General features: G+C 62.1%; 23 protein-coding genes. 10 read left to right on the top strand and 13 right to left on the bottom strand.

Annotated elements, in window-relative coordinates:
• Window positions 1-49: 49 nt before the first annotated feature.
• From sigJ to FXN65_RS19810, 3 genes are all read right to left on the bottom strand, one after another.
• Window positions 50-931 carry an RNA polymerase sigma factor SigJ gene (gene sigJ, locus FXN65_RS19820; RefSeq protein WP_151135606.1) on the bottom strand — a complete coding sequence of 294 codons (882 nt, stop codon included), beginning with the start codon at window positions 929-931 and terminating at the stop codon, window positions 50-52.
• Between the two features lies 1 nt (window position 932).
• Window positions 933-1364, bottom strand: coding sequence for a carboxymuconolactone decarboxylase family protein (locus FXN65_RS19815; protein WP_151135604.1), 432 nt, complete (start codon window positions 1362-1364; stop codon window positions 933-935).
• Between the two features lie 143 nt (window positions 1365-1507).
• The gene (locus FXN65_RS19810; protein ID WP_151135602.1) at window positions 1508-2416 is read right to left on the bottom strand and encodes a LysR family transcriptional regulator; all 909 of its coding nucleotides are present in this window, start codon (window positions 2414-2416) and stop codon (window positions 1508-1510) included.
• Between the two features lie 172 nt (window positions 2417-2588).
• Between FXN65_RS19810 and FXN65_RS19805 the strand changes: the two genes are divergently transcribed.
• Both FXN65_RS19805 and FXN65_RS19800 read left to right on the top strand, forming a co-directional pair.
• The gene (locus FXN65_RS19805) at window positions 2589-3911 is read left to right on the top strand and encodes an MFS transporter (RefSeq protein ID WP_151135600.1); all 1323 of its coding nucleotides are present in this window, start codon (window positions 2589-2591) and stop codon (window positions 3909-3911) included.
• 176 nt (window positions 3912-4087) lie between these two features.
• Window positions 4088-4408, top strand: coding sequence for a DUF2025 family protein (locus FXN65_RS19800; RefSeq protein WP_151135598.1), 321 nt, complete (start codon window positions 4088-4090; stop codon window positions 4406-4408).
• A 9-nt stretch (window positions 4409-4417) separates the two neighbouring features.
• On the opposite strand, the gene FXN65_RS19795 is transcribed toward FXN65_RS19800, so the two are convergent.
• Together FXN65_RS19795 and FXN65_RS19790 are read right to left on the bottom strand one after the other, a co-directional pair.
• Window positions 4418-4744 (bottom strand): DMT family transporter, encoded by a 327-nt coding sequence (locus tag FXN65_RS19795; RefSeq protein WP_151135596.1) that lies wholly within the window; start codon window positions 4742-4744, stop codon window positions 4418-4420.
• 66 nt (window positions 4745-4810) lie between these two features.
• The gene (locus FXN65_RS19790) at window positions 4811-5809 is read right to left on the bottom strand and encodes an SLAC1 anion channel family protein (RefSeq protein ID WP_151135593.1); all 999 of its coding nucleotides are present in this window, start codon (window positions 5807-5809) and stop codon (window positions 4811-4813) included.
• 118 nt (window positions 5810-5927) lie between these two features.
• Between FXN65_RS19790 and FXN65_RS19785 the strand changes: the two genes are divergently transcribed.
• Window positions 5928-6887, top strand: coding sequence for a GlxA family transcriptional regulator (locus FXN65_RS19785; RefSeq protein WP_151135591.1), 960 nt, complete (start codon window positions 5928-5930; stop codon window positions 6885-6887).
• 61 nt (window positions 6888-6948) lie between these two features.
• On the opposite strand, the gene FXN65_RS19780 is transcribed toward FXN65_RS19785, so the two are convergent.
• A complete protein-coding gene (locus FXN65_RS19780) occupies window positions 6949-7605 on the bottom strand; it encodes a methyltransferase family protein (RefSeq protein ID WP_151135589.1) in 657 nt (218 codons plus the stop codon).
• 116 nt (window positions 7606-7721) lie between these two features.
• On the opposite strand from FXN65_RS19780, the gene FXN65_RS19775 reads away from it, so the two are divergent.
• Window positions 7722-8057 (top strand): hypothetical protein, encoded by a 336-nt coding sequence (locus FXN65_RS19775; RefSeq protein ID WP_151135587.1) that lies wholly within the window; start codon window positions 7722-7724, stop codon window positions 8055-8057.
• A gap of 276 nt (window positions 8058-8333) precedes the next feature.
• On the top strand, window positions 8334-9185 hold the full coding sequence (locus FXN65_RS19770) for a CAP domain-containing protein (RefSeq protein WP_151135585.1): 852 nt from the start codon (window positions 8334-8336) through the stop codon (window positions 9183-9185).
• 18 nt (window positions 9186-9203) lie between these two features.
• Here FXN65_RS19770 and FXN65_RS19765 read toward each other — a convergent pair whose 3' ends face one another.
• From FXN65_RS19765 to FXN65_RS19745, 5 genes are all read right to left on the bottom strand, one after another.
• Window positions 9204-10973 (bottom strand): alkaline phosphatase D family protein, encoded by a 1770-nt coding sequence (locus tag FXN65_RS19765; protein WP_151135583.1) that lies wholly within the window; start codon window positions 10971-10973, stop codon window positions 9204-9206.
• Window positions 10974-11472: 499 nt separating this feature from the next.
• Window positions 11473-12309: a bifunctional allantoicase/(S)-ureidoglycine aminohydrolase gene (locus FXN65_RS19760; protein ID WP_151135581.1), complete on the bottom strand. Its 837-nt coding sequence runs from the start codon at window positions 12307-12309 to the stop codon at window positions 11473-11475.
• A gap of 186 nt (window positions 12310-12495) precedes the next feature.
• Complete coding sequence (locus FXN65_RS19755) at window positions 12496-13380, bottom strand: LysR family transcriptional regulator (RefSeq protein ID WP_151135579.1); 885 nt, start codon at window positions 13378-13380, stop codon at window positions 12496-12498.
• 130 nt (window positions 13381-13510) lie between these two features.
• The gene (locus FXN65_RS19750; protein ID WP_151135577.1) at window positions 13511-14020 is read right to left on the bottom strand and encodes a YkgB family protein; all 510 of its coding nucleotides are present in this window, start codon (window positions 14018-14020) and stop codon (window positions 13511-13513) included.
• 433 nt (window positions 14021-14453) lie between these two features.
• Entirely contained in the window at window positions 14454-14687 is a 234-nt protein-coding gene (locus FXN65_RS19745) for a hypothetical protein (protein ID WP_151135575.1), read from the bottom strand.
• A gap of 270 nt (window positions 14688-14957) precedes the next feature.
• Between FXN65_RS19745 and FXN65_RS19740 the strand changes: the two genes are divergently transcribed.
• The 3 genes from FXN65_RS19740 (at window position 14958) to FXN65_RS19730 (ending at window position 17361) form a co-directional block, all read left to right on the top strand.
• Window positions 14958-15617: a dioxygenase family protein gene (locus tag FXN65_RS19740; protein ID WP_151135573.1), complete on the top strand. Its 660-nt coding sequence runs from the start codon at window positions 14958-14960 to the stop codon at window positions 15615-15617.
• Window positions 15618-16242: 625 nt separating this feature from the next.
• Window positions 16243-16647 (top strand): hypothetical protein, encoded by a 405-nt coding sequence (locus FXN65_RS19735; protein WP_151135571.1) that lies wholly within the window; start codon window positions 16243-16245, stop codon window positions 16645-16647.
• 234 nt (window positions 16648-16881) lie between these two features.
• Window positions 16882-17361 carry a hypothetical protein gene (locus tag FXN65_RS19730; RefSeq protein WP_151135569.1) on the top strand — a complete coding sequence of 160 codons (480 nt, stop codon included), beginning with the start codon at window positions 16882-16884 and terminating at the stop codon, window positions 17359-17361.
• Window positions 17362-17518: 157 nt separating this feature from the next.
• Here FXN65_RS19730 and FXN65_RS19725 read toward each other — a convergent pair whose 3' ends face one another.
• Window positions 17519-17974: a BRO-N domain-containing protein gene (locus tag FXN65_RS19725; RefSeq protein WP_244620686.1), complete on the bottom strand. Its 456-nt coding sequence runs from the start codon at window positions 17972-17974 to the stop codon at window positions 17519-17521.
• An 878-nt stretch (window positions 17975-18852) separates the two neighbouring features.
• On the opposite strand from FXN65_RS19725, the gene FXN65_RS19720 reads away from it, so the two are divergent.
• Together FXN65_RS19720 and FXN65_RS19715 are read left to right on the top strand one after the other, a co-directional pair.
• Complete coding sequence (locus tag FXN65_RS19720) at window positions 18853-19911, top strand: radical SAM protein (protein WP_151135565.1); 1059 nt, start codon at window positions 18853-18855, stop codon at window positions 19909-19911.
• Window positions 19912-20790, top strand: coding sequence for an alpha/beta hydrolase family protein (locus FXN65_RS19715; RefSeq protein WP_151135563.1), 879 nt, complete (start codon window positions 19912-19914; stop codon window positions 20788-20790).
• A 254-nt stretch (window positions 20791-21044) separates the two neighbouring features.
• Here the strand turns inward: FXN65_RS19715 and FXN65_RS19710 are convergent, their stop codons facing one another.
• Window positions 21045-21578 (bottom strand): REP-associated tyrosine transposase, encoded by a 534-nt coding sequence (locus FXN65_RS19710; RefSeq protein ID WP_151135561.1) that lies wholly within the window; start codon window positions 21576-21578, stop codon window positions 21045-21047.
• Window positions 21579-21634: the final 56 nt, after the last annotated feature.

Raw genomic sequence — 21634 nt, 5'->3', positions numbered from 1 at the left:
GCGACGACAACCTGTGTCGGGCTGTTTCGACGAAGCCGGCAGGTACCGGTCAGTTGGGCAGCGTGAGCCCCGCCAGCTTCTCCGGGTTGCGCACGATGTAGATGTTGCTGGCCCGACCCTCGTCGTCGTAGGCGAAGGTGACCGAGGCGGCCGCCTGGTCGCCGTGGGCGAGGATCACGCCGTGACCGCCGTTGAGTTCGGCGGGCAGCCACCGGTAGTCGCTCCAGTAGCCGCGCAGGGAATCGACGATGAACGCCAGCACCTCGGCCTTGCCGCGGAGGATGTGACCCAGGGTTGGCACCTTGCCACCGCCGTCGGCGCTCAGTTCCACCTCCTCCGAGAGCAGCGCGGTGAGGCCGGCGGTGGCGCCGCTGGCGATGGCTGCGTGGAAGGCTTCCAGCAGTTGCTCCTGGCGTTCCGCTGGCGGCTGGTGGCGCACCTTGCCTTCGGCCAGGCTGATGCGCGCGCGGGACACCAGTTTGCGGCAGGCCGCTTCCTGCACGCCGATGGCGCGGGCCACGTCCGGGTAGTCCAGGTCGAAGATGTCGTGCAGCAGGTAGGCCGCCCGCTCGCGTGGGGTGAGACGCTCCAGCAACAGGAGGAAGGCGGTGGACAGCGAGGAGGAGAGTTCCAGCATCATCTCCGGCGACTCCGTGGTTTCGCTGTGGATGGGTTCCGGCAGCCAGGTGCCCACGTAGTCCACCCGTGCCCGGTGGCCCAGGCGCAACTGGTCGATGCAGTGGCGGGTGCAGAGGGTAGTCAGCCAGGCGCGCGGGTTGTCCAGGGTGACGGAATCGCTTTCGCGCCACTTGAGGAAAGTCTCCTGCACCGCATCTTCGGCGTCGCTGCGCGAGCCGAGGATGCGGTAGGCCAGGTTCAGCAGGAAACGGCGGCTGTCTTCGAAGACAGCCGTGGCATCGGTCACTCTCACTTCAGTGCCTCGATATCTGGATGCGGTTCCAGAGGTTGATCATTGCAACGGTGGCGGTCAGCGCGCCGATCTCCACCTCGCTGAAATGCTCGCGCAGGGCGGTGCGCAGGGCAGCATAGTCGGTGCGGCGGTCGAGCCGGGTCAGCGCTTCGGTCCAGGTCAGGGCCGCCTTCTCGCGCGGGGTGAAGTCGTTGCAGTGGTCCCAGACCACCAGGCGGTCCAGGCGCTCGCTGGTTTCGCCGTCTTCCCGCGCCTCGCGGGTGTGCATTTTCACGCAGAAGGCGCACTGGTTCAGTTGCGAGGCGCGCAATTGCACCAGGTGGTGCAGGCTGCGTTCCAGGCCGAGGGCGTCCAGCGGCGTGTGCACTTCGCCCATGGCGTTGATGACGTCGGGGATGACCTGCTGGTAGTTGAGGGGGCTTGCCTGGCTCATCACGTGTTCCTCGTTCGGGGTTGAAAGGCGTTTTCACCTTGACGACGAACCAGGGGGCCGGGTTGTGACGCGGCATCGAAAATTCTGCCTTTGTGGGAGTGGATTGATTCGCGAATGAATTCGCTCCCACAGGGCAGGCTTGTCTATCGGCGCTCCCGGATGGCCGCAGCCTCGCGGGTCACCAGGTCGATGAACGACAGTGCCAGGGGGGAGCGTTCGTCCCGTCGGCGCACCAGCCAGACGGCCGTGGTGGCGCCCGGGTCGAGCAGGGTGCGGTAGACCACGCCATCGACGCCGGTGCGGCGAAAGGAGGCGGGTAGCACCGATACCCCCAGTCCGGCGGACACCAGGCCGATGATGGTCATGGCTTCGCTGGCTTCCTGGGAGACACGGGGCGTGAAGCCGGCGTCGCGGGCGAGTGCGAGCATCTGGTCATAGAGGCCGGTACCGAAGGTGCGCGGGAAGAACACGAAGGGTTCGTCGGCCAGGGCGCTGAAGTGGATGCCGTCCTCGCTGCCGGCGGCCAATGGATGGTCGGCGCGCAGGATGGCCACCAGGGGCTCGCGGAACAGTTCCACCGCCAGGAGGTTGTCAGGCAGGTTGAGGGGGCGGATCACCCCGACCTGCATGCTTTCCTCCAGCAGCGCCCTGACCGTTTCCGCGCTGCTGCCCTCGGTGAGCTCCAGGTGCACGTCCGGATAGGCCTGGCGAAAGGCGTGGATGCTGCGGGGAATGGTGGAGGTGAAGGGGGCAGAGGAGGTGAAGCCCACTTTCAGCTCTCCCAGTTCGCCACGGTGGGCGCGGCGCGCGATCTGCACGGCCTTGTCCACCTGGACCAGCACCTGGCGGGCTTCGTCGAGGAAACGCCGGCCGGCTTCGGTCAGCTCGACCCGGCGGTTGGTGCGTTCCAGCAGGCGCGCACCGATCTCCTCTTCCAGCGCCTGGATCTGCTGGCTCAGCGGGGGTTGGGAAATGCCCAGTTGCTCGGCGGCGCGGCCAAAATGCAGCTCCTCGGCCACGGCGATGAAGTAGCGCAGGTGTCTCAATTCCATGGGATGCCTATTGATATCCAAGACATATCAAATGTGTCGAATAATATATTGGAGATAATATAAACCGCTCGATATCCTTCGGCCCATAACCCCAACAACGAACATTCCAGCCCCTGATCCAGGCGGCACGGCCTCGTTGTGCCTGCTCGCCGCAAATGCCCGAAGGTGCCCCGTGAGCAAATCCCAGGCAGTACTCAAGACCGAAGACGAACCCGCGTTTAGCGAGGCGGCCCGTGACGCAGCCGTTGAGCTGCCGGACGCCGCCAATGACCCCGAGCTTTCCACCTATATCAGGAAGGGCACGCCGCAGTTCATGCGCACCTCCCTGGCGCTGTTCTCCGGCGGTTTCGCCACCTTTGCCCTGTTGTACTGCATTCAGCCGATGATGCCGGTGCTGTCCAGGGACTTCTCCATCTCCGCCGCCCAGAGCAGCCTCGCGCTCTCCGTTTCCACCGCCATGCTCGCCCTCGGCCTGCTGGTGACCGGCCCGCTGTCCGATGCCATCGGCCGCAAGCCGGTGATGGTGGTGTCGCTGATCGCTGCCGCCCTGTTCACCCTGGCCAGCGCCGCCATGCCGACCTGGGAAGGCGTGCTGGTGATGCGTGCGCTGGTGGGCCTGGCCCTGAGCGGCCTGGCCGCCGTGGCCATGACGTACCTCAGCGAGGAAATCCATCCGCACCACCTCGGCCTTTCCATGGGGCTGTACATCGGCGGCAACGCCATCGGCGGCATGAGCGGGCGCCTGATCAGTGGCGTGCTGGTGGACTTCGTTTCCTGGCATGCCGCCCTGGCGGCACTCGGCGGCCTGGCGCTGCTGGCTGGCCTGGTGTTCTGGCGTGTGCTGCCCGAGTCGAAGCACTTCCGCCCGCAGCCGCTCCGGCCGTCCACCCTGGTGGAAGGCTATCGCCTGCACTTCCGCGATGCCGGCCTGCCCTGGCTGTTCCTCACCGGATTCCTGCTGATGGGCGCCTTCGTCACCCTGTTCAACTACATCGGCTACCGCCTGCTGGCCTCGCCCTACCAGATGAGCCAGGCCCTGGTGGGCGTGCTCTCGGTGGTCTACCTGTCCGGCATCTACAGTTCGGCCTGGGTGGGTTCCCTGGCGGACAAGGTGGGCCGGCGCAAGGTGCTCTGGGCGGCCATCCTGCTGATGCTCGGCGGCCTGGTGCTGACCCTGTTCAGCCCGCTGGGAGTGATCCTGGCCGGCATGGCGATCTTCACCTTCGGCTTCTTCGGCGCCCACTCGGTGGCCAGCAGCTGGATCGGCCGCCGCGCCCAGCGGGCCAAGGGCCAGGCTTCGTCTCTCTATCTGTTCAGCTACTACGTAGGCTCCAGCCTGGCCGGTACCCTCGGCGGCCTGTTCTGGCACCACTACGGCTGGCAGGGCGTCGGCCTGTTCATCGGCGGTCTGCTGGTGATCGCGGTAGCCGTGGCCCTGCACCTGGCGCGGCTGCCTGCATTGCCGGGCAACGCCATCGTCCAGCCGGCGCACTGACGATCCTCCCCTGGGCCGCTTGTCGGCCCCGGGGTGCGACATCCCGACACTCGCGAAGCTATCCCCGATCGACTGGCCGGCTGGCAGAATGTCCGGCCAACCCACCGGCCAGAGTGGGAACAGTCCTGCCTTTCATGCGTGCGCAACCCGCTTCGATCCGACCAGGGAAGTACAGCATGAGCATTACCTCCGCCGATATCTGCAACGCCGCCGACGCCCTCAAGGGATTCGTCGGTTTCAACCGCAAGCTGGGCAAGTACATCGTGCGCTTCAGCGAAGACTCCTTCGGCATGGATGTGCCCGACGACAGCATCACGCCGGCCTGCGAGTTCGTCTGGACGGTGAAGACCGACCAGGTGATGACCCTGAGCCGCGAATGCCTGCAGATCCTCCTGGAGCAGAACATCAACGACCGCCTCAACCTGGGTGATCCCCTGCTGGTCTACCTGCGCCGCACCGACCTGCCGGAAATCAGTGCAGAGCGCCGGCGGCTCTGACGTTCGCGTTCAGGGCAACCAGCGCAACCCCATGACTCCGCCGACGATCAATCCCATGCAGGCCAGCCGGCCGATGGAGGCGGAGTCCCCCATCCACAGCACGCCCATGAGGGCGGTTCCCACCGCGCCTATGCCTGTCCACACGGCATAGGCGGTGCCCACCGGCAGGTGGCGCAGCGCCAGGTTCAACAGAGCCAGGCTGGCGGCGAGTACCAGCAGCGTGCCGGCCAGAATCCAGGGGCGCTGCAGGCCATTGGCACTCTTCAGTCCGAGCGCGAAAACCACTTCCAGGAGGCCGGCGGCGACCAGCATCAGCCAGGAGCTTGTCGGAGTCATCGGTGATCTCATTGGTCAGGCGGAAAGGAAAGAGCCCCGAAGGGCTCGTGAAGCGGGGAAGGAACTTCAGCCGGCGAGCAGCTTGCCGCGCACCAGGCTGCCCAGGGTCTTCCAGGTCAGTACCGCCAGGGCCACGCTGAGGAACAGCAGGATGGACCAGGCGATCACCAGCAGCAGCGGGCTGCCCTGTACGTGTGCGTACTTCAGGGCGGCGTTGGCCAGCGCCGCCAGGGGGAAGCTGATGGCCCACCAGGACGGGGCGAACGGTACGTCGCGGCGAAACACCTTGAAGCCCAGGACCGCGGCCAGGAACAGCCCGAAGTAGAAGAGCAGGGCGGCGAAACGGTCGATCCCGAACAGGTTGGCATAGGCCAGGAAGCCGACTTCGAACGGCGCCACCAGGATCATCAGCGACGGCACCATGGCCTTGGCCAGCGGCTCCTGGTGCACCAGACGCGGGAAGATGCTGGTGAAGAAGATCAGCGCCAGGGCCGCACCCACCGCCATTGCGAAGAGATTCAGCTCGGCCGCCCAGGCCATGGGCATGTGGCCGCCGGTGACGGCGATATCGAGGGTGGCGACGCCCGGAATCAGCCAGGCCGGCACGGCGTGTTGCAGGTCCTGCCTGCCCTTGAACAGCCGCGACAGCACCAGGCCAGCGAGCGCCACCGTCAGTACGCTGCCAAGGGTCCACAACCCCTGGGCCAGCGTTTCGTCATAGGGGCCCGCGACCACCGACAGCAACAGGATGGCAATGACGATGGTGCCGAAGAAGTTGCCGGCGATGGGATGGGCGAACTCGCTGACGACTGCCTGCCGATGACGCGCCACTTTGACCAGGTAACCGGCGGCCAGTACGACGAATACCAGCGCGGCGAACAGGCCGATGGCTTCTCCGATCACGGGGCTCACGCCGAAGTACTGGTGGGCCAGGCGCCAAGCCAGGCCCAGACCGGCCAGGCCCATCACGGAGCCGAACAGGTTGACCGGGAGGTTCTTGATCGACGGGGTGCTTGCCGGCTTGGCCTGTGCGGCTTCGAGCGGGGGAATGAATACGGTGTTCATGGCAGACTCCATTGGGCTGGATTTGTCGTTGAAGTTAGTTTCTGCCAAGCTGGATTTGGCTTGAATAGTCTTGTTCCGACATATTCGGCCAACCTTTCGACAGTGACGGACATCTCCCATGCGCATCGCCCTGCTGGCCTTTCCTCGCGTGCAATTGCTCGACATCGTCGGCCCGGCCGATGTCTTCGCCGAGGCGGCGAAGCAACTGGGTAATCCCCGTGCCTACCGGGTTGAGGTGATAGGCACCGAGCCTGGCCTGCTCAAGGGCAGCAGCGGCTTGCGCCTGGCGGTGGACTCCACCGTGGCGACCCACAAGGGCAAGCTCGATACATTGCTGGTGGCGGGCAGCCCCTTCGTCGACGACATCGCCCATAACCCGGCACTGCAGCAATGGCTGCGCCAGCAGGCCGGGTCGGTCAGGCGCATCGGTTCGGTGTGCAGCGGCGCCTTCGTGCTTGCCGCCGCCGGCATGCTGCGTGGGCGTCGCGTGACCACCCACTGGAACAGCAGCGCGCGCCTGTCCGAGGAGAACCCTGACACCCAGGTCGAGGCCGACAGCATCTACGTCAAGGACGGCAACCTCTACACATCCGCTGGCGTCACCGCAGGCATGGACCTGGCGCTGGCGATGGTGGAGGAAGACCACGGACGCGAGCTCGCTTTGCGGGTGGCGCGGGAGATGGTGATGTTCTTCAAGCGCCCCGGCGGGCAGTCGCAGTTCAGCGCCCACCTGGCGGCGCAGACCGCCGAACGCTCGGCCATTCGCGCGATCCAGGACCACGTACTGGCGCATCTGAAGGACGACCTCAGCGTACCGGCACTGGCCTCCCGTGCCGGCATGAGCGAGCGCAATTTCGCTCGGGTTTTCAAGCAGGAGGCTGGATCCACCCCCGCGGAGTTCGTTGAACTGGCCCGTATCGACGCCGCCCGACGCCTGGCGGAGGAGTCGGACCTTCCCCTGAAGCGCCTGGCCGACGAAGTGGGCTACGCCAATGTCGATGGCTTCCGCCGTGCCTTCCTGCGGCGTCTGGGGGTAACGCCAAGCGACTACAGGGCGCGCTTCAGGCTGGATGGCTGAGGTCGTGAGGCAGCCCTCGCACCTGGCGCAACGGCATCCGGACCCGCATGGAGCGAATGGCTCAGTAGAGGCCGGGAATCAACCGCGACGTGCGCGCGCAATAGGCCTCGTACTCTTCGCCGAACTCCGTGCGCAGCAGTGCTTCTTCAGCCTGGATACGCGCCAGCAGCGGCGGCAACGTCAGCGCCACCAGGGCCAGGCCGACGCCGGAGCGGAAGGCCAGGGCCCAGCCTATGGACGCAACCATCAGGCCCAGATAGCTGGGGTGGCGGATCATGCCGTAGATCCCATCTGTCACCAGTTCGTGGCCGGGCTGGATGGCCACTAGGCCGCTGAAACGATTACCCAGTACGAACACCGGCCACATCCGCAGTGCGCCGCCCACGGCGAACAGGAACACACCGAGCCAGCGCAAGCCGTCGCCGCCGAAGGTCCAGACGTCCAGGCGGTCGGTGTAGGCGGGGAGGAAGGCACTGAGCAGGCCGATGATGCCGAACACAGGCAACACCCAGCGATTGCGCCGGTCCTCGCGCACACCGCTGCTGAGGTTGCCGCGAGTGAAAAGGGCCAGGCCGGAGAGAACGAACAGCACCAGGGTCAGTGCCACCAGCGGCGGCTGGCTGAAGAAGGCCATGAACCCGCCCCGGCCGAGGACGGCCAGCCCCAGGTAGGCGAGGGTGCCGACGAGCGCGAGGAGCAGCGTGCGGGAGCGGGACATGGCGGATCACCCCTTGGATCGGCGACGACGAGGCATTGGACCGCTGGCAGCGTGGCGGGTGCGGAACGGGTGCTATAAGTGATCCCCTTGGGGGATTCACCGTGGAGGGCACCGTCATGGGACGCCTCGGAATCCTGCTGCTGTTCCTGGCCGTACCAGGCGCCTGGGCCACCGGCCATGGCGACCCGTATTACGGGGTCGGGCCTTGCCTGGGCACCACCTACTATCCCAGTGGGCCCCTGCAACCCTATGTCTCAGCGCCACCCCGGCGGTTCGCCGACCTGCCGCCGCAGCCTTTTGTGGTGGTGCCCGAATACCACCAGTTCCGCGATGCCCAGCTGCCCCGCGTCAGCACCGAAAAGCCGCAGGTGCTGATCCGCAGCTTCGACCCGGAGCTGGGAGTGTATCGGGATGCCGAGGTGCGGGGTGGAGAGGGTGTGATCGAGGAATGAGCCCGGCATCAGGCTGACGGTGGGGTGTGCTGCGCAACCTACGGTCCAGATCAGGCAAAAGGGGGCTGCCTTGTGCACGGTGGAGGACTCGCCCGCTGCTTGCGCAGCGGGTTATTGCCGGAGTGGGGAACCCGAGCGCGGCACTGGGTAACAAAGCCTTATCCAGGGCGTTGTAGGGTGAAGAGCCGACCTGCTCGCCGCCAATTGCCACGGAGAGTGCACAGGATGGGGCGGAATCGCGCATCATTGGGCGCAGTCAGTTCGAGGGAGGTTTCCATGGAGGTCATGTCATCCGTTCTGCGTCTTGCCGCGCTTTCACTGGGCGTGGCGCTCGCCAGCAGCGCAGTCGCCAGTGAAGAGACGCAGCTGGTGGAGTCCATCAACGCCTATCGCAGCCAAGCGCAGCCCTGCGCCGGCCAGGCCTCGATGGAGCTGCCTCCGCTCAAGCCCGACCCGCGCCTGATCCTGCCGGCCGGCAGCATCGGCGACCTGCAACAGGCGCTGACGCGCACGGCCTATCCGCTGGTCAACGTGCAGGCGGTCAACCTTTCCGGCCCGCGCGATGCGCAGGCGGCGATGAAGGCCTTGCGGGAAAGCTTCTGCCAGGTGGTGCTGGACCCGCAGTTCGTCGATGTCGGCGTCAGCCGCGAGGGCCAGGACTGGCGCATCGTGCTGGCGCGGCCGCTGTTGGCCGGTGGCCTGGGCGACTGGCAGGTGGAAGGGCAGAAGCTGCTGGAGCAGATCAACACAGCCCGGACCCAGGCTCGCCAGTGCGGCTCCCAGTCCTTCTCCGCCGCAGGTCCGCTGACCTGGAACGCCACCCTTGCCGGTGCCGCCCAGGAGCACACACGGGCCATGGCCAACCAGAACTTCTTCGACCACAAGGACCGCGACGGCCGTACCCCCGGCGACCGCGCCGAACTGGCCGGCTACACCGCCCAGGTGATCGGCGAGAACATCGCCGCCGGCCTGGATAGCGCCAGCAAGGTGGTGGAAGGCTGGCTGGCCAGCCCCGGGCACTGCGCCAATCTGATGAACCCGCAGTTCCGCGAACTGGGCGCCGCCTACGCGGTAGACCCGAAAAGCGATGCGGGTATCTACTGGACGGCGATGTTCGGGGCGCCCTAGGCGTCCCGCTTCCCGGCCCTAGCGCACCGGTGGCACGGTGTGCAGGTGGTTGGAGAACATCTTCTCCCCCTCGCAGCGCCAGGTGGCCCAGAGCTTGGCATCGTGGGCCTCTTCCAGCTCCAGCGCCAGCCAGTTGCGCGCCGGCATCACGTACTGGTTGTGACCTGGGAACAGCATCATTTCCACCTGGTACTGCGGGCCCGCCTGCTGCGGCGTGCGTGCGCATTTGTTCAGGGTGGCGAGGAACAACTGCTCCAGCCAGCCCTTGAGGGACGGATGCACCACCGCCGAGGCGGTGAACTGCGGAATCAGCCCCCAGCCCTCGCTGGCCGGCTGATCGCGACGGAAGGCGCCGCCCCGGGCCGCCACGTGCACGTCGCCTGACAACAGCGTCACCCGTACCTTCTTGCTCCGGGCGGTGTCGAACAGCACTTCCAGCAACCGCGTGCGCTCGCCCTCGTGGTCGTCGTGGGACCAGTGGTCCTTGAGATCGTCGGCGCTGCTGTCCAGTACGTGGTCCTGGCCGAAACCGTCCAGCGCAGTCTCGGCCAAGGTCAGCTTGGGGTGCACCACCGGCACCGAAGACATCAGAAGCAGATGCTGGCAGCGGGTCCCGGGGTGGTGGAACTCGCCCTTGTCCTCCAGGCCGTTGAGCCATTCCTTGAGCCGGCTCCAAGTGGAGCTGCCGAAGACTTGGGTGCGCGAGCGCTCGGTGCGCAGGTCGGCCACCAGAATGGCCAGCGGGCCGGCGCGAAATGCCCAGGTGTAGCCCGGCTGGCCGTCCAGCAGCGGCAGGGCGAGCGGGTCCCCGGCCAGCCGCTGTTTCCAGGAGATGGCGGCGTACAGCGGGTCCTGCTGGGAAAAACCGGTGGGAGTGCTGTCCGTCAGCGCCGGCAGGTCGTCCAGCACCTGCTGCATCTGGAACACCCAGAAGGCGCGCCGGGCATGGTGGAACAGGCGCTGGAAGAGCGGGGAGCGCTGCATTTCCGGTGTGTAGGAGCCCCAGCCGTCGAAGATGTCATGGTCGTCCCACATCATCACCGTCGGTATCCGCGCCATGGCGTCGGCGGCGTCTCGGTTGGGCTCGCTACCCCAGGGGCGGCGGCCCGGCGGCAGCCAGCGCTCGGCGTAGAGATCGAAGTAATAGGCGGCGATCTTCTCGTCCAGCACCTTGGAAACGGAGAAGTTCAGCTGCTGGTCCCGGGACAGGCCGATCCACTTCTTCAACTCGTCGAGCTGGTGCCAGATGGAGTCGAAGTAGATCTGGTCGCCCCCCATCAACAGCAGATGGAAGCGCTGCAGTCCCTTGTCGTGGATACGCACCTCGTGCCAGAGCTGCTCCTTGTCCAGCAGCTTGTCGCCGGGCCCGGGATTCCGGATGCGCACCAGCTTGTCATGGCTGTAGAGCAGGTCCTCCCACACGGCATTGGCCTGGCTCACATGGCTGCGCATCACCGTGGGGTCGGAAAAACCGTTGCAGGACACATAGGCCATACGTGGGGCGAGATGCTTGCCGGGCACCGTGAAATGCCACACCGGCCCGCCCGCGACGCCGTACCCGACCCGGCGCTCGGCCTTCTGCTGCTGGCAGGACAGGTCGTAGCGCAGGTAGCGCGCCTTGCGCGTGGCGAGCAGTTGCGTCGGCGCCGGGCAATCCCGACCCTCGACCTGCAACAGCGGTTCCGGCGCGCCCGGCTTGATGCCGATCAGCGCCGTCACCTTCCAGGTGTCGTTCTCGCCCAGGCCACGAAACGAAAGAACCGGGCCGAGCAGAAAATCCTTGGCCATGGGGTCAACCTCCTTGTCGATGTGCTGGATTCACCGGCCCAGGGCCAGGTCAGGGTATGCGACAGATTTATGACCGGGCGGTTCCGTGGCGCCAAGCGAATCCGAGTGAAGTTCGTCGGGCGCGTCACCCGGCAGATTCAGCGGGGCTATATCCGGTCATTGATCCTGCGTCCGCTTTCTATTTCATGCGCCGCGTCCAACCGACCCGACGGCCGAGCCCGTGTGGACCTTGCCAGCGTCACGGGGTGGATCACGCTTCAACGATTCACCATTCGCATTCCCCGATAGATCCGACTGGTCTACGAAAAAATGCTGCCCCTTCCTACGGAAGGCCTACGGCCTGTTTGGCGAATGAATTCGTCCCTACGAGGGAGGACGAGATGGGGGTGGGATATCTGTAGGGGGGCGGGCGGCGTTGCGCTTCAGCCCACCAACAGCGGTCGCTTCAGAAAGGCAGAAACGACAACGGGAGCCCTAAGGCTCCCGTCGAGGTGAATCATCAGTGCGGCTGGTTCAGGGTCAGGCGCATGTGACGGTTCACATCCTTGTACAGCAGGTAGCGGAAGCGACCAGGGCCGCCGGAGTAGCAGGCCTGCGGGCAGAAGGCGCGCAGCCACATGAAGTCACCGGCTTCCACTTCGACCCAGTCCTGGTTCAGGCGATACACCGCCTTGCCTTCCAGAACGTACAGGCCGTGTTCCATCACGTGGGTCTCGGCGAAGGGAATCACGCCGCCCGGCTCGAAGTTCACGATGTTCACGTGCATGTCGTGGCGCATGTCGCTCATGTCCACGAAGCGGGTGGTGCTCCAGCGGCCTTCGGTATCCGGCATCACCAGCGGCTGGATGTCCTGCTCGTTGGTGACGAAGGCTTCCGGCAGTGGTACGCCGTCGACTTTCTGGTAGTGCTTGCGGATCCAGTGGAAGCGGGTGTGCTGGCCGGAGGTGTTGCGCACCTTGTAGTCGGCGCCCGGCGGAATGAAGGCGTAGCCACCCGGCTGCATGGTGTGGACCTGGCCCTGCAGGGTCAGGCTCAGTTCGCCTTCCACGATGAACAGCACGGCTTCGGCGTTCGGGTCTTGCTCAGGCTTGTCGCTGCCGCCGTTGGGGGCGAGCTCGACGATGTACTGGGAGAAGGTTTCGGCGAAACCGGACAGCGGGCGGGCGATGACCCACATGCGCATGTTGTCCCAGAAGGGCAGGTGGCTGGTGACGATGTCACGCATCACGCCCTTCGGGATCACGGCATAGGCTTCGGTGAACATCGCGCGGTCGGTGAGCAGCTCGGTCTGTGCCGGGTGCCCGCCGTGCGGCGCGTAATAGGTGGATTTGGCCATGGGGTATTTCCTCATTGTTGTCTTGCTGCCTGGCGCGCGGCGCCAGGTCGAACAATTCGTGCAGATCGGTGCGCCACCGGGGGCGCTGGCCGTCGCTGGGAACCACCATATCCAGCGACGGGTTCATGCACAAATTAAATGTTGGAATCCGCCATATTCGGTTTTCAAATGCGAGATCGACACCGCTCAGGCCCGTGTGTCCTGGGCCAGAACCCGCGAAAGCACGCGAGCGAGTTCCTTCACCATCGGGTCCGCTGCGGGGCGGTGCAGCAGCGCTACCTCGAACACATCCACTGACGGCAGGCCGGTGTTCTTCGCTACCACCGCGTGGCCCGCCGTCACCGCGCGCAGCGGCAGCAGGCCGATGCCCATGCCGTCGGCGATGGCCGACTGGATGCCGGAGAGGCTCGAACTGGTGAAGCTGATGTGCCAGCGCCGGCCCACGGCTTCCAGGGCGGCGATCATCTCGTCGCGGTACACCCCGCGCGGCGGAAAGGTGACGATGGGCAGGGGGTCGAGGTCGATGCAAGGGTTCTTCGCGCTGTCCACCCAACGCGTCTTCTCCGGCCAGCAGGCCACCGCTTCACGACTGTTCTGGCGTTGCTTGAGCAGGACCAGGTCCAGCTCTCCACGGTCGTAACTGGCGGAAAGGTCGCGGCTGAGGCCGCTGGTGACTTCCAGCTTCACCTGCGGGTAGCGCCGGTTGAAGGCAGCCAACTGCTCGGTGGTGCGTCCGCTGGCGAAGTCATCCGGCACGCCGATGCGCACCGTCAGCGCCACGGTTGCCCCGGACAGCGCCTCCACCATCTCGTCGTTCAGCGCCAGCAGGCGGCGCGCATAGCCCAGTAATGTCTCGCCGGCATCGGTGGGCAGCACGTCGCGGTTGCCACGCTCCAGCAGGCGATGCCCGGCCATTTCCTCCAGGCGGCGGATCTTCTGGCTGATGGTGGATTGGGTGGAGTGCAGGCGGGTGGCGGCCGTGGTGAAGCTGCCGCAGTCGGCCACCGTGACGATGGCCCGGAGCAGGTCGAGGTCGAACAGGCGGGTATTCGATTTGTCACTTTCGCTCATGGCGGTATCGATTTTCTGAATGTCGATTCCGCTTTTAACAGCTCACTTGGACGTCGGCAATGTGTTGGCCGGCGGTAATGCAAAGGGCCTGAACGCGATGGCGCGTCCAGGCCCTTCTGCAAGCTGGCACTCAGCGGGTTTCCAGGCGGCTCAGGGAGTGGCCGGCGACGAAGATGGAAGCGGCGAGCAATCCCAGGTCCTTGAGGAGGAATTGGCCCGGCGCAACGCTGATTCCCGGGAGTCCCACGCTGGGTTCGATCACACCGGGCGTCGAGAACATGAAGCTCAGTGTGGTGAAGAACAGCCCGGCGGAGAGGGCACCACCCACCAGCGAAAGCTTCGGCGACAGCAACCGCCCCGCAATCAAGAGGCCGATGGACACCTCGAGGAAACCAAGCAGGGTGGAGAACGTCCGCACGCTGAACAGGTCGTAGAGCCAGCCCAGCAGCGGACTGTTACTCACGAGGGGAACCAGCCCCTCTGCTTCGTACTGCGTGAACTTCATGCCGCCGAACCAGAAGTAGATGACGGCGAGGGCGAAGTAGATGCCATAGGTTCCGATTGCGGTGGTGAAAGCCCCGAGGGACAGGTTGTTCGACTGAGCGGTGTTGGCATTGCCGGTGATGTTCAAGGTGTTCATGTGTCTGGCTTCCCGTAACTTGGCTAGGGGCGTCCCGGTGCGTCTGGTCGAGTGGCCGGGGGACGATGGTTCAAGGTGCAATCTGCGTGAAAACAACCGAGTCGTTGTTCCGTGCCCCTCACGCCAGGGGGGCGTCAGCTACTGGTCACATTCGAGCCGTTGATGGGTTATCTCCCGCTGATCCCACGCGGTATGCGTTGGGCGTGGAGGCAGTGTCGCCTCGCGCTCTTGGCTTTTGGGTTCAGAAAGTACGAGTTTTGATGCAGATCGTCTAAATGCAGACGGAGCGCTGGACCATCCGCCGGAATGAAAGGAGCCAGGCGGGCCCGGGACATCGTGGTTCTGGAGGGAATGTTCCGAAGCAGCGGGCTACGCAAAGCCCGCTGCGTGACATCTATTGCGTCCTTCAGGGAAGGCCATGGGCCGACGGTGATCAGAGATCGGCGCTGTGGCTCCAGGGATCGCTGCTCTTCGCGCGCCGCTCGACCTGGCGGCGGTCCTGTTCGAAGCGGATCGACTGACGACGATCAGTGCCCTTGCGCCGATCACCCCCTCCACGGGTATCGATCTTGAACACTGCTTTACCTCGGGAAGACGGCGCCGCTGCAGCTGGCGCAATGGGTTCAAGGTTGATTTCGTCGAGGTTCAGTTTGTCGTCAGTGTTCATCGCTGTGCTCCGCTGGATCGACTTCTGAACTGAGGGTAGATCGGGGTTTTTCCCCGTACTTGGGGGATGGAACGAGCGGACGATTGGAGGGGCTGACGGGCAAGGTGGCAGCCAGGCAAGGAGAGTCTGCCCGACTGTATATGCAAATCGACCAATCGGCCTGGTGGGGTGCTGGCCAATGGCTAGACTCATCAGGCACACGCCTCGTCGTCCGGGAAGTCTGGCGTGCCGTCGTCATTGGCACCGGGTACTGACCGGGAGGAGGCGGGTGTGGACAAGCATCCATTGGCGGGCATGTCGCGGCGTCATTTCCTGGGCGGCGGCATGGTGCTGCTGGGCGGTGGACTGCTGGCAAGGTCGGCTTTCGCCCAGCAAGGCTGCCCGATTACCCAGGGCGACATCCTCGGCCCCTACTACCGCTTCGGCGCGCCGTTCCAGTCGAAGCTGGCCGGGCCCGAGGAACCGGGCGAGCGCCTGGTGGTGACGGGCACCGTGTTCAGTTCCGATTGCCGCACGCCGGTCCCGAACGCGCTGGTGGAAGTCTGGCAGGCCAATGGCGCCGGCCTGTACGACACCGAAACCCCCGGCAATTACACCGACAAGGGCAAATTCCGCCTGCGCGGCATGCTCTACACCGACGCCCAGGGCAAGTACCGCATCGAGACCGTGATGCCGGGCCGCTATCCCGTGCCGCCGAACCTGCCGGGACTGGAAAAGTACGGCGGGCTGATGCGGCCCGCGCACATCCACTTCCGGGTCATGGAGGCGCTTCATGTGCCCGTGACCCTGCAGCTCTACTTCAAGGGCGACCCTTTCATCGCCGGCGACCCCTGGGCCCACGAGCGGACCACCAACACCATCGAGCTGGAACAGGACGGCGAGTTGCGCCGGGGCGTGTTCGACATCGTGCTGGCACGGGGCTTTGCGTGACCTCGCCTGGCGGACGTGACTTGGGGGGGAGCTCGTAGGATGGGGGCGCGAAGCGAATCCCATCAATGGGAACACTATGGGGTTCGTTCCTCATGGTGAGGCGCCCGATCCATTCCACTGGCCTGCCGATCAGCGCTGCTACGCGTTTCGATGTGGAACCGAGCCTTGCCCCGGGCGGACGGCGTTGGCTCTGAAGGATCGATGGGTTTCCGGCTGAGTTTGTCGAGGTTCGGCTTGTCGTTCGTGTTCATCGCTTCTCACTCCGGTGGGGCGCCAACAACCAGAGGGTAGATCGGCGATTGCTGCCTCACCTGAGGGATGGAACGAGCGGGCGAAAGGGCCTGCCGATGGGCATTTGCGTGTTCCTGCGATACGTCGTAACCACGGCTGCAGTCTGGGTTTCGCCACACCCTTGAGCTGGCCGCTCAGGCGTCCGATTGCCGCAGGAAAGTTGCACTTGCGTAGTAATCCTTATTGCACCTGTTGCGTTCTTTGGTAGCGGTTTTACTTCGTGCGCTTGACGCATGTGATCCGTCATTACAATTCTTGCCGCCGCAAACCCATCGGAAATAACAATAACTGTCCAGCAATGCCCTCTTGTGGCTGCGGAACAAGGAGTTCTGTGATGCTTGGTTACTACGCGCAATACAGCAAGGAATACATCACCACCCTGATGATCGTGACCACGCTGTTTTTTGCTCTGCCCATATTTGTTGCCCCGCTAGCCTGGGCCAGAGCCATGCGCTGGATCATTCCGGAACATCAGCACCTGGCTATTTATTTTGGTAGATGTCTTGGCGCCTTTATCCTCATCGTTGAAATAACCATGTTGCGCTCTGTCACGACTGGCACCAGTTACAGCTACGCCTTCGATATTCTTTTTCTGGTGTTCACGCTGATGTTTGTCGTGCATGTATATGGCGCCATCAAACGTATCCAACCAATCACCGAAACATTGGAGATCGGCTTCTGGATGATCCTCTTCGTGCTCAATGTTTTGTTCTATCCGGCTGCCACTATCACACTTTGATCCTTGTGGCCTACGAATCGCCCTGCAGCCGCAAAAAAGAGTCGTGTGGCGTTGCGCAGAGGAGCGAAATTCATCCTAAGGGGCTCGAATCTTTCGTCCTGTAATGGTTCAGGGCGGTAAATCCTCTAATCGATTCGGCACCCGAAGCCGCGGGCATCGGAGTTGTGCGGCACCTATCCGTGCGTGTTTGGCTGTTCTAGGCTGAGGCAGAATCGGAATCTCAGGGGCCGTCACGTGAGCCGCCGCACCATCAGCCTTGTCATGCCAGCCTCTGCCGCCGATACCTTCGAGGCGTTCCACAACCATCACCTTCGCTTGCACTGGGACACTTTGCTGTCCGGCGCTTATGTGGAAACCGGAGCGAGCCACCCCAGCATTGGCGCCATTTCCTTCAACCGGGGACGAGGTTGGAAGCGCCTCTTCTCCATGCGTACCCGTTTCGTCAATTACCAGCCCGGCAAGGTGGCTGCGGCACTGCTGGTGGAGCCATCCGGGATGTTCCAGGACTGGAACGCCTCCATGCGCCACCGCGACATTGGTCCGGGGCAGTCGGAACTCATCTACAGTTTCGGCCTGAAGCTGCGCCCGAGTTGGGTTGGTCTGCTGCTCGACCCGCTTGCTCAATTGCTCTTCGCCCACGCGACCCGCCGCCGCTTGCAGGCGCTGGCTGATTTTCTGGGACGTGGGCCGCTGGGGAGCGGAGAAGCTGGGTAGGGCACGAGCAAGGGAGAGCTGATGGGTATCGCAAGCTCCACCCATCCTACGGGCGCGGCGAACGTCTGAACCCGATTCGTAGGATGGGTAGAGCGGAGCGAAACCCATCACCCTTGTCGCGGTGGGCATCGTCCCGCTTGCTGAGCACCGCTTCAGATCAGCCGATCACAATCGGCGGGCGCTGGAGCAGGTCCGGGCAATCGCCGAGATACAACCATGCCTTGCCCTGCCAGTGCAGCACTTCCAAGTTCCGCTCCCGCCATTGGATCACTTCCCGGTAAGGGCCTCTGCCGTCGAAGCGTTCCTCTTCCCGTAGACGAGGAATCACCTCGCGGGTCAGCCATTGGCGGATGCAGCGATTTTCCGGGTGGTAGTAGAGGATCAGCACGGCGTAGACGCCGGACTCGCTGATCAGCAGTTCCTGCTCGAAGTCGCCATGGCTGTTGCGCATCCAGACGCGCTGCAACTGGTCTTCATCCAGGTTGCGTGACACCCGTTCGGGCAGCGGCGCGTGGTTGATCAACCGGGCAAGGTCGCAGGCGGAAAACCAGGGTTCTTCATCCAGCAGCACCGCGCGCAACTGGCGCTTGTGGCGAATGAAGGTGGCGGGCATCAGGACTTCGGCGTGCGGGGGAGGGGCGGGGTGAAACTGGGGGAACTCGGGCATATCCATTACCTCTACGTGATTTGGACAGCTTTCTTAGGGCTGTTGGCGTCGGGAGTTAAGAAACCCACGTAGAAGGCCGGGCGTATTCCCCTTTCAGGTCTTGTATTAGCCCACTCCCGACAGAGCAGAGGTTTTGAGCGTGCGCGAGTATGCCGCAGGCACAAAAAAGCCGCTGAACTATCGGGAGCGGTCTGGCCGCTACGTGGGTAAGCGTTTCTTAGGCGCCGGGGACAGAGGCTATGGGCGGAGCAGGGAAGCGGCAATGCAGTTGCAGCGTGGGATTTGGCTGATTGGAAGGCGTGAAGCCGCGTAGGGTGAATGACGCTTTTTTCATCCACCAAGCAGAGTCAATCCCCTACTCACTCGCCACAAGTTCCTGCGTCGTCTTCTGACGCAATTTCCGCCCAATCGATCGGATAAATCCCAGAGAAGCGGGGGCAGATTTACTTTCTGCTCCGGTTTTATCGGCGCGTATAGAGATTGTGGCGCGTGAGCGAAATCGAGAAGCAAAAATCAATTTGTCCACTTTTATCACTTGGGTTAGGACGGAGATTGTTTGGAATTAACGAAGTGTATGCGTGGGAGTGGATTTTTTCATTTTTGTTGTAAGTGTTTTCTTACGAAGGTATGTGGACCTGCTAGTGGGTTGTACGAAACGTGCCTGATTCTGCATTTGTTGAGGTGAATATTGATTTGTGATGTAGGTGGTTTCTGATTGTTTGTGTTGTTTTGGGGTGGGTGTTTTGGTTGGCTGAGTTGGACCTCTTGTCGCTTATTTGAATTGGTGATTTTCTTGCGTCGCCCACAGATTTTGAGGTGAAGCCATGCAAGATCGTGAAGAACTCCTGAGAAGATTCAGGGCGGTACGGCAAGAGGCGAAAAATATGCGCTCTTCCCTGTATCACTTGACTAACAAATGCAATCTACGGTGCAAGGGATGTTGGTTTTTTGAATTTGATTTTGATTCCCGGGTACGCGAACTGGATGATATTGACGTATGGCGAACTCGGGTTCAAGAGGAAGCTGATCGTGGAATAAATGCGCCTCTGCTCATTGGGGGAGAACCATCAATGTTCCTAGAGCGTGTGAAGTTGTTCCTGGAATACATGCCTATGGTCACGGTTTCGACCAATGGACTGAAGAAGATTCCATATGATGGGTTTGAGAACCTGACGATAGCGATATCTCTATTCGGCGGTGGACCTCTGGATGATGACCTCCGAGCCATTGGTCCGAATGGAAAGACCTTCACTGGTCTGTTTGATAGGGCATTGAAGAATTATAGGCATGACGATCGTGCAGGGTTTGTATATGCCATCACGCGTGAAGGTATCCCTTATATGGAAGAGACCGTGCGCAGGATTGCTGATAATGGTAACAGGGTGCTATTTAATTATTATGCTGACTATGGTGGTCTTGAAATATTGAAGGATGATACTGAATCAGCATTGCTGGAAGTTGTGCTAATGCTGAAGCAGAAATACCCGGAAGCCGTGGCTAGCCATCCTTATTACTTGGAGGCGCTTATTAAAGGGCGTACGGAGTGGGGTTGTTTTGGTTACGATGAGTGCCCCAGTGTGAGTATCGATTGTGTCGATAATGGCGAGAGAATAGCGTCAGGTGCTCCTGTGCTTCCATTGTTCAACGCCTACTCCGCTGATATGAAGACTGCCACAAAGTGCTGTACATCCGGTGAGAGCGGGAAATGCCGTGATAGCCAAGCAATAATTTCATGGATTTTGGTTAATGCGAAGCGCATCTTGCAGTTTCCTGATGGGCTTCGAATTTGGACTGAAGTGGCAGAGTCTTATTTTAGTCAGTTTGTTTGGTCAAAGTACCATCCGAGGAATCGGAACCCCCTCTGTGAACCGGAGGTGGTTTGAATGCGTGTCGAAAAGGTTGATGTCTATGGAACAGGTAATTTATTTATACGCCTGTTCAAGCCGTGCCAAAAGAAGACCAAGAAAGTGGTGCTCATTTGCGGTGGTCTCGGGATAAATTCCGTATTCTATCAATCATTCGCACGCTGGCTTGCTTCCCAAGGGTGCTGTGCCGTGACTTTCGATCATCGTGGTCTAGGCCTCAATTCGGTATCGAAGGCGGACATGGACAGGATTGATGTGGATACTTGGCTTAGTCAGGATCTCAGCGCAATTTTGTTCTGGCTACGACTGAACTATCCGAATGTGCCGCTGTGCTGTATCGGGCATAGTTTTGGCGGGGCTACGCTCGGAGTGTCTCCCGCTATTAATCTGTTGGACAAGATTGTGCTTGTTTCCGCGCAAAGCGGTTACATGGGTGGTTTTGGGCACCGAATCAAGGCCCTGCTCGGCATGTATGTATACATTCTGATTCCCCTCCTTGTTCCGGTGTTTGGGTACTTTCCTGCAAAAAAGATTGGGGCCGGTGAGAACATTCCACGGAGAGTGATTTGTCGTTGGCAGCAATGGGTAAAAACCCCAGGTTACATTCAGGCTGATTTTGAATTGAATCGGGAAGGTTACCGAAGATTCAGAGGAGTTCTTACAGCTATTTCATTCAGCGACGATGCGATGGCGCCTTTGAGTACGGTCGCTGAGGTGGCTGACTACTATAGCGAAGCAAGTCATTCGTCCTTGCTTAGTATATCTCCGGAAGAGGTTGGTCTAAATGAAGTAGGGCACTTCAGAATGTTCTCTCGCGATGCGGCTGAAACTATCTGGCCGAAGATTTTAAATAGCCTTACTTCCGCACCTGAATGGCTTGGTGGCATTCGCCATTGATCCACTGCAATCGCGCTACCTGGGAGGCAGTGAAAAAGGGAAAGGATTAAATTTTTCTGGAAGAAATGGGGATAGGTTTGTTTCTCTGCTCTAGCTCTATCTGCTCGCATGGAGATGCGTGGCTCGTGAGGTTAATTAGAGTAACTAAAATAAATCTGTCCCCTTTTACCCTTGTCCCCTTTTACCCTTTTACCGTGAAGCCACGTAGGGTGGATGACGCTCTTTTCATCCACCAAGCAGAGCCAATCCCCCGCTCATTCACCCCAATTACCCGCATCGTTCTCCAAAGCATTCCCCGTCCAATCCACCGGATAAATCCCATCCCGCACCGCTCGGTGAAAACTCGAATACGGCCAATCCCGCAAGCATTGCACATGACCATGTTTGACCGGATTGAAGTGGATGTAATCGAAGTGCCGCTGGTAATCGAGGTTGTCGCGAATCAGGTGTTCCCAATAGCGGCGCTGCCAGATTCCCCGTTCACCACGGGCGTGTTGGGGATAGGTGCGTGATTCGCCATTCGACAAGCGTTTCGAGAAGGCGAATTTGATCGCCTTCCAACGATCCGCAAACGCCATGTCGCCGGGAGGCAGCGTCCAGAGGCAGTGCATATGTTCGGGCAGCACAACCCAGGCATCGATATGGAACGGGTGACGTTGTTTGACCGAGCGGACCACGGTGCGCAGCAGGTCTATTTCACGTACCAGCAGATCGTCGCGACGGTCGCGCAGATTGACGGTAAAGCAGTACGTGCCGCCCGGCATCGGTGCACGGCGGTAGTTGGACATGACTCCTCCTGAGTCTTTGGGCCTTGTGCCCCGGAGGGTGGTGGATGAGAAGAGCG

The organism is Pseudomonas lalkuanensis, from assembly GCF_008807375.1.
Lineage (GTDB): Bacteria > Pseudomonadota > Gammaproteobacteria > Pseudomonadales > Pseudomonadaceae > Metapseudomonas > Metapseudomonas lalkuanensis.
This window is presented reverse-complemented; position numbering and strand designations above follow the sequence as displayed.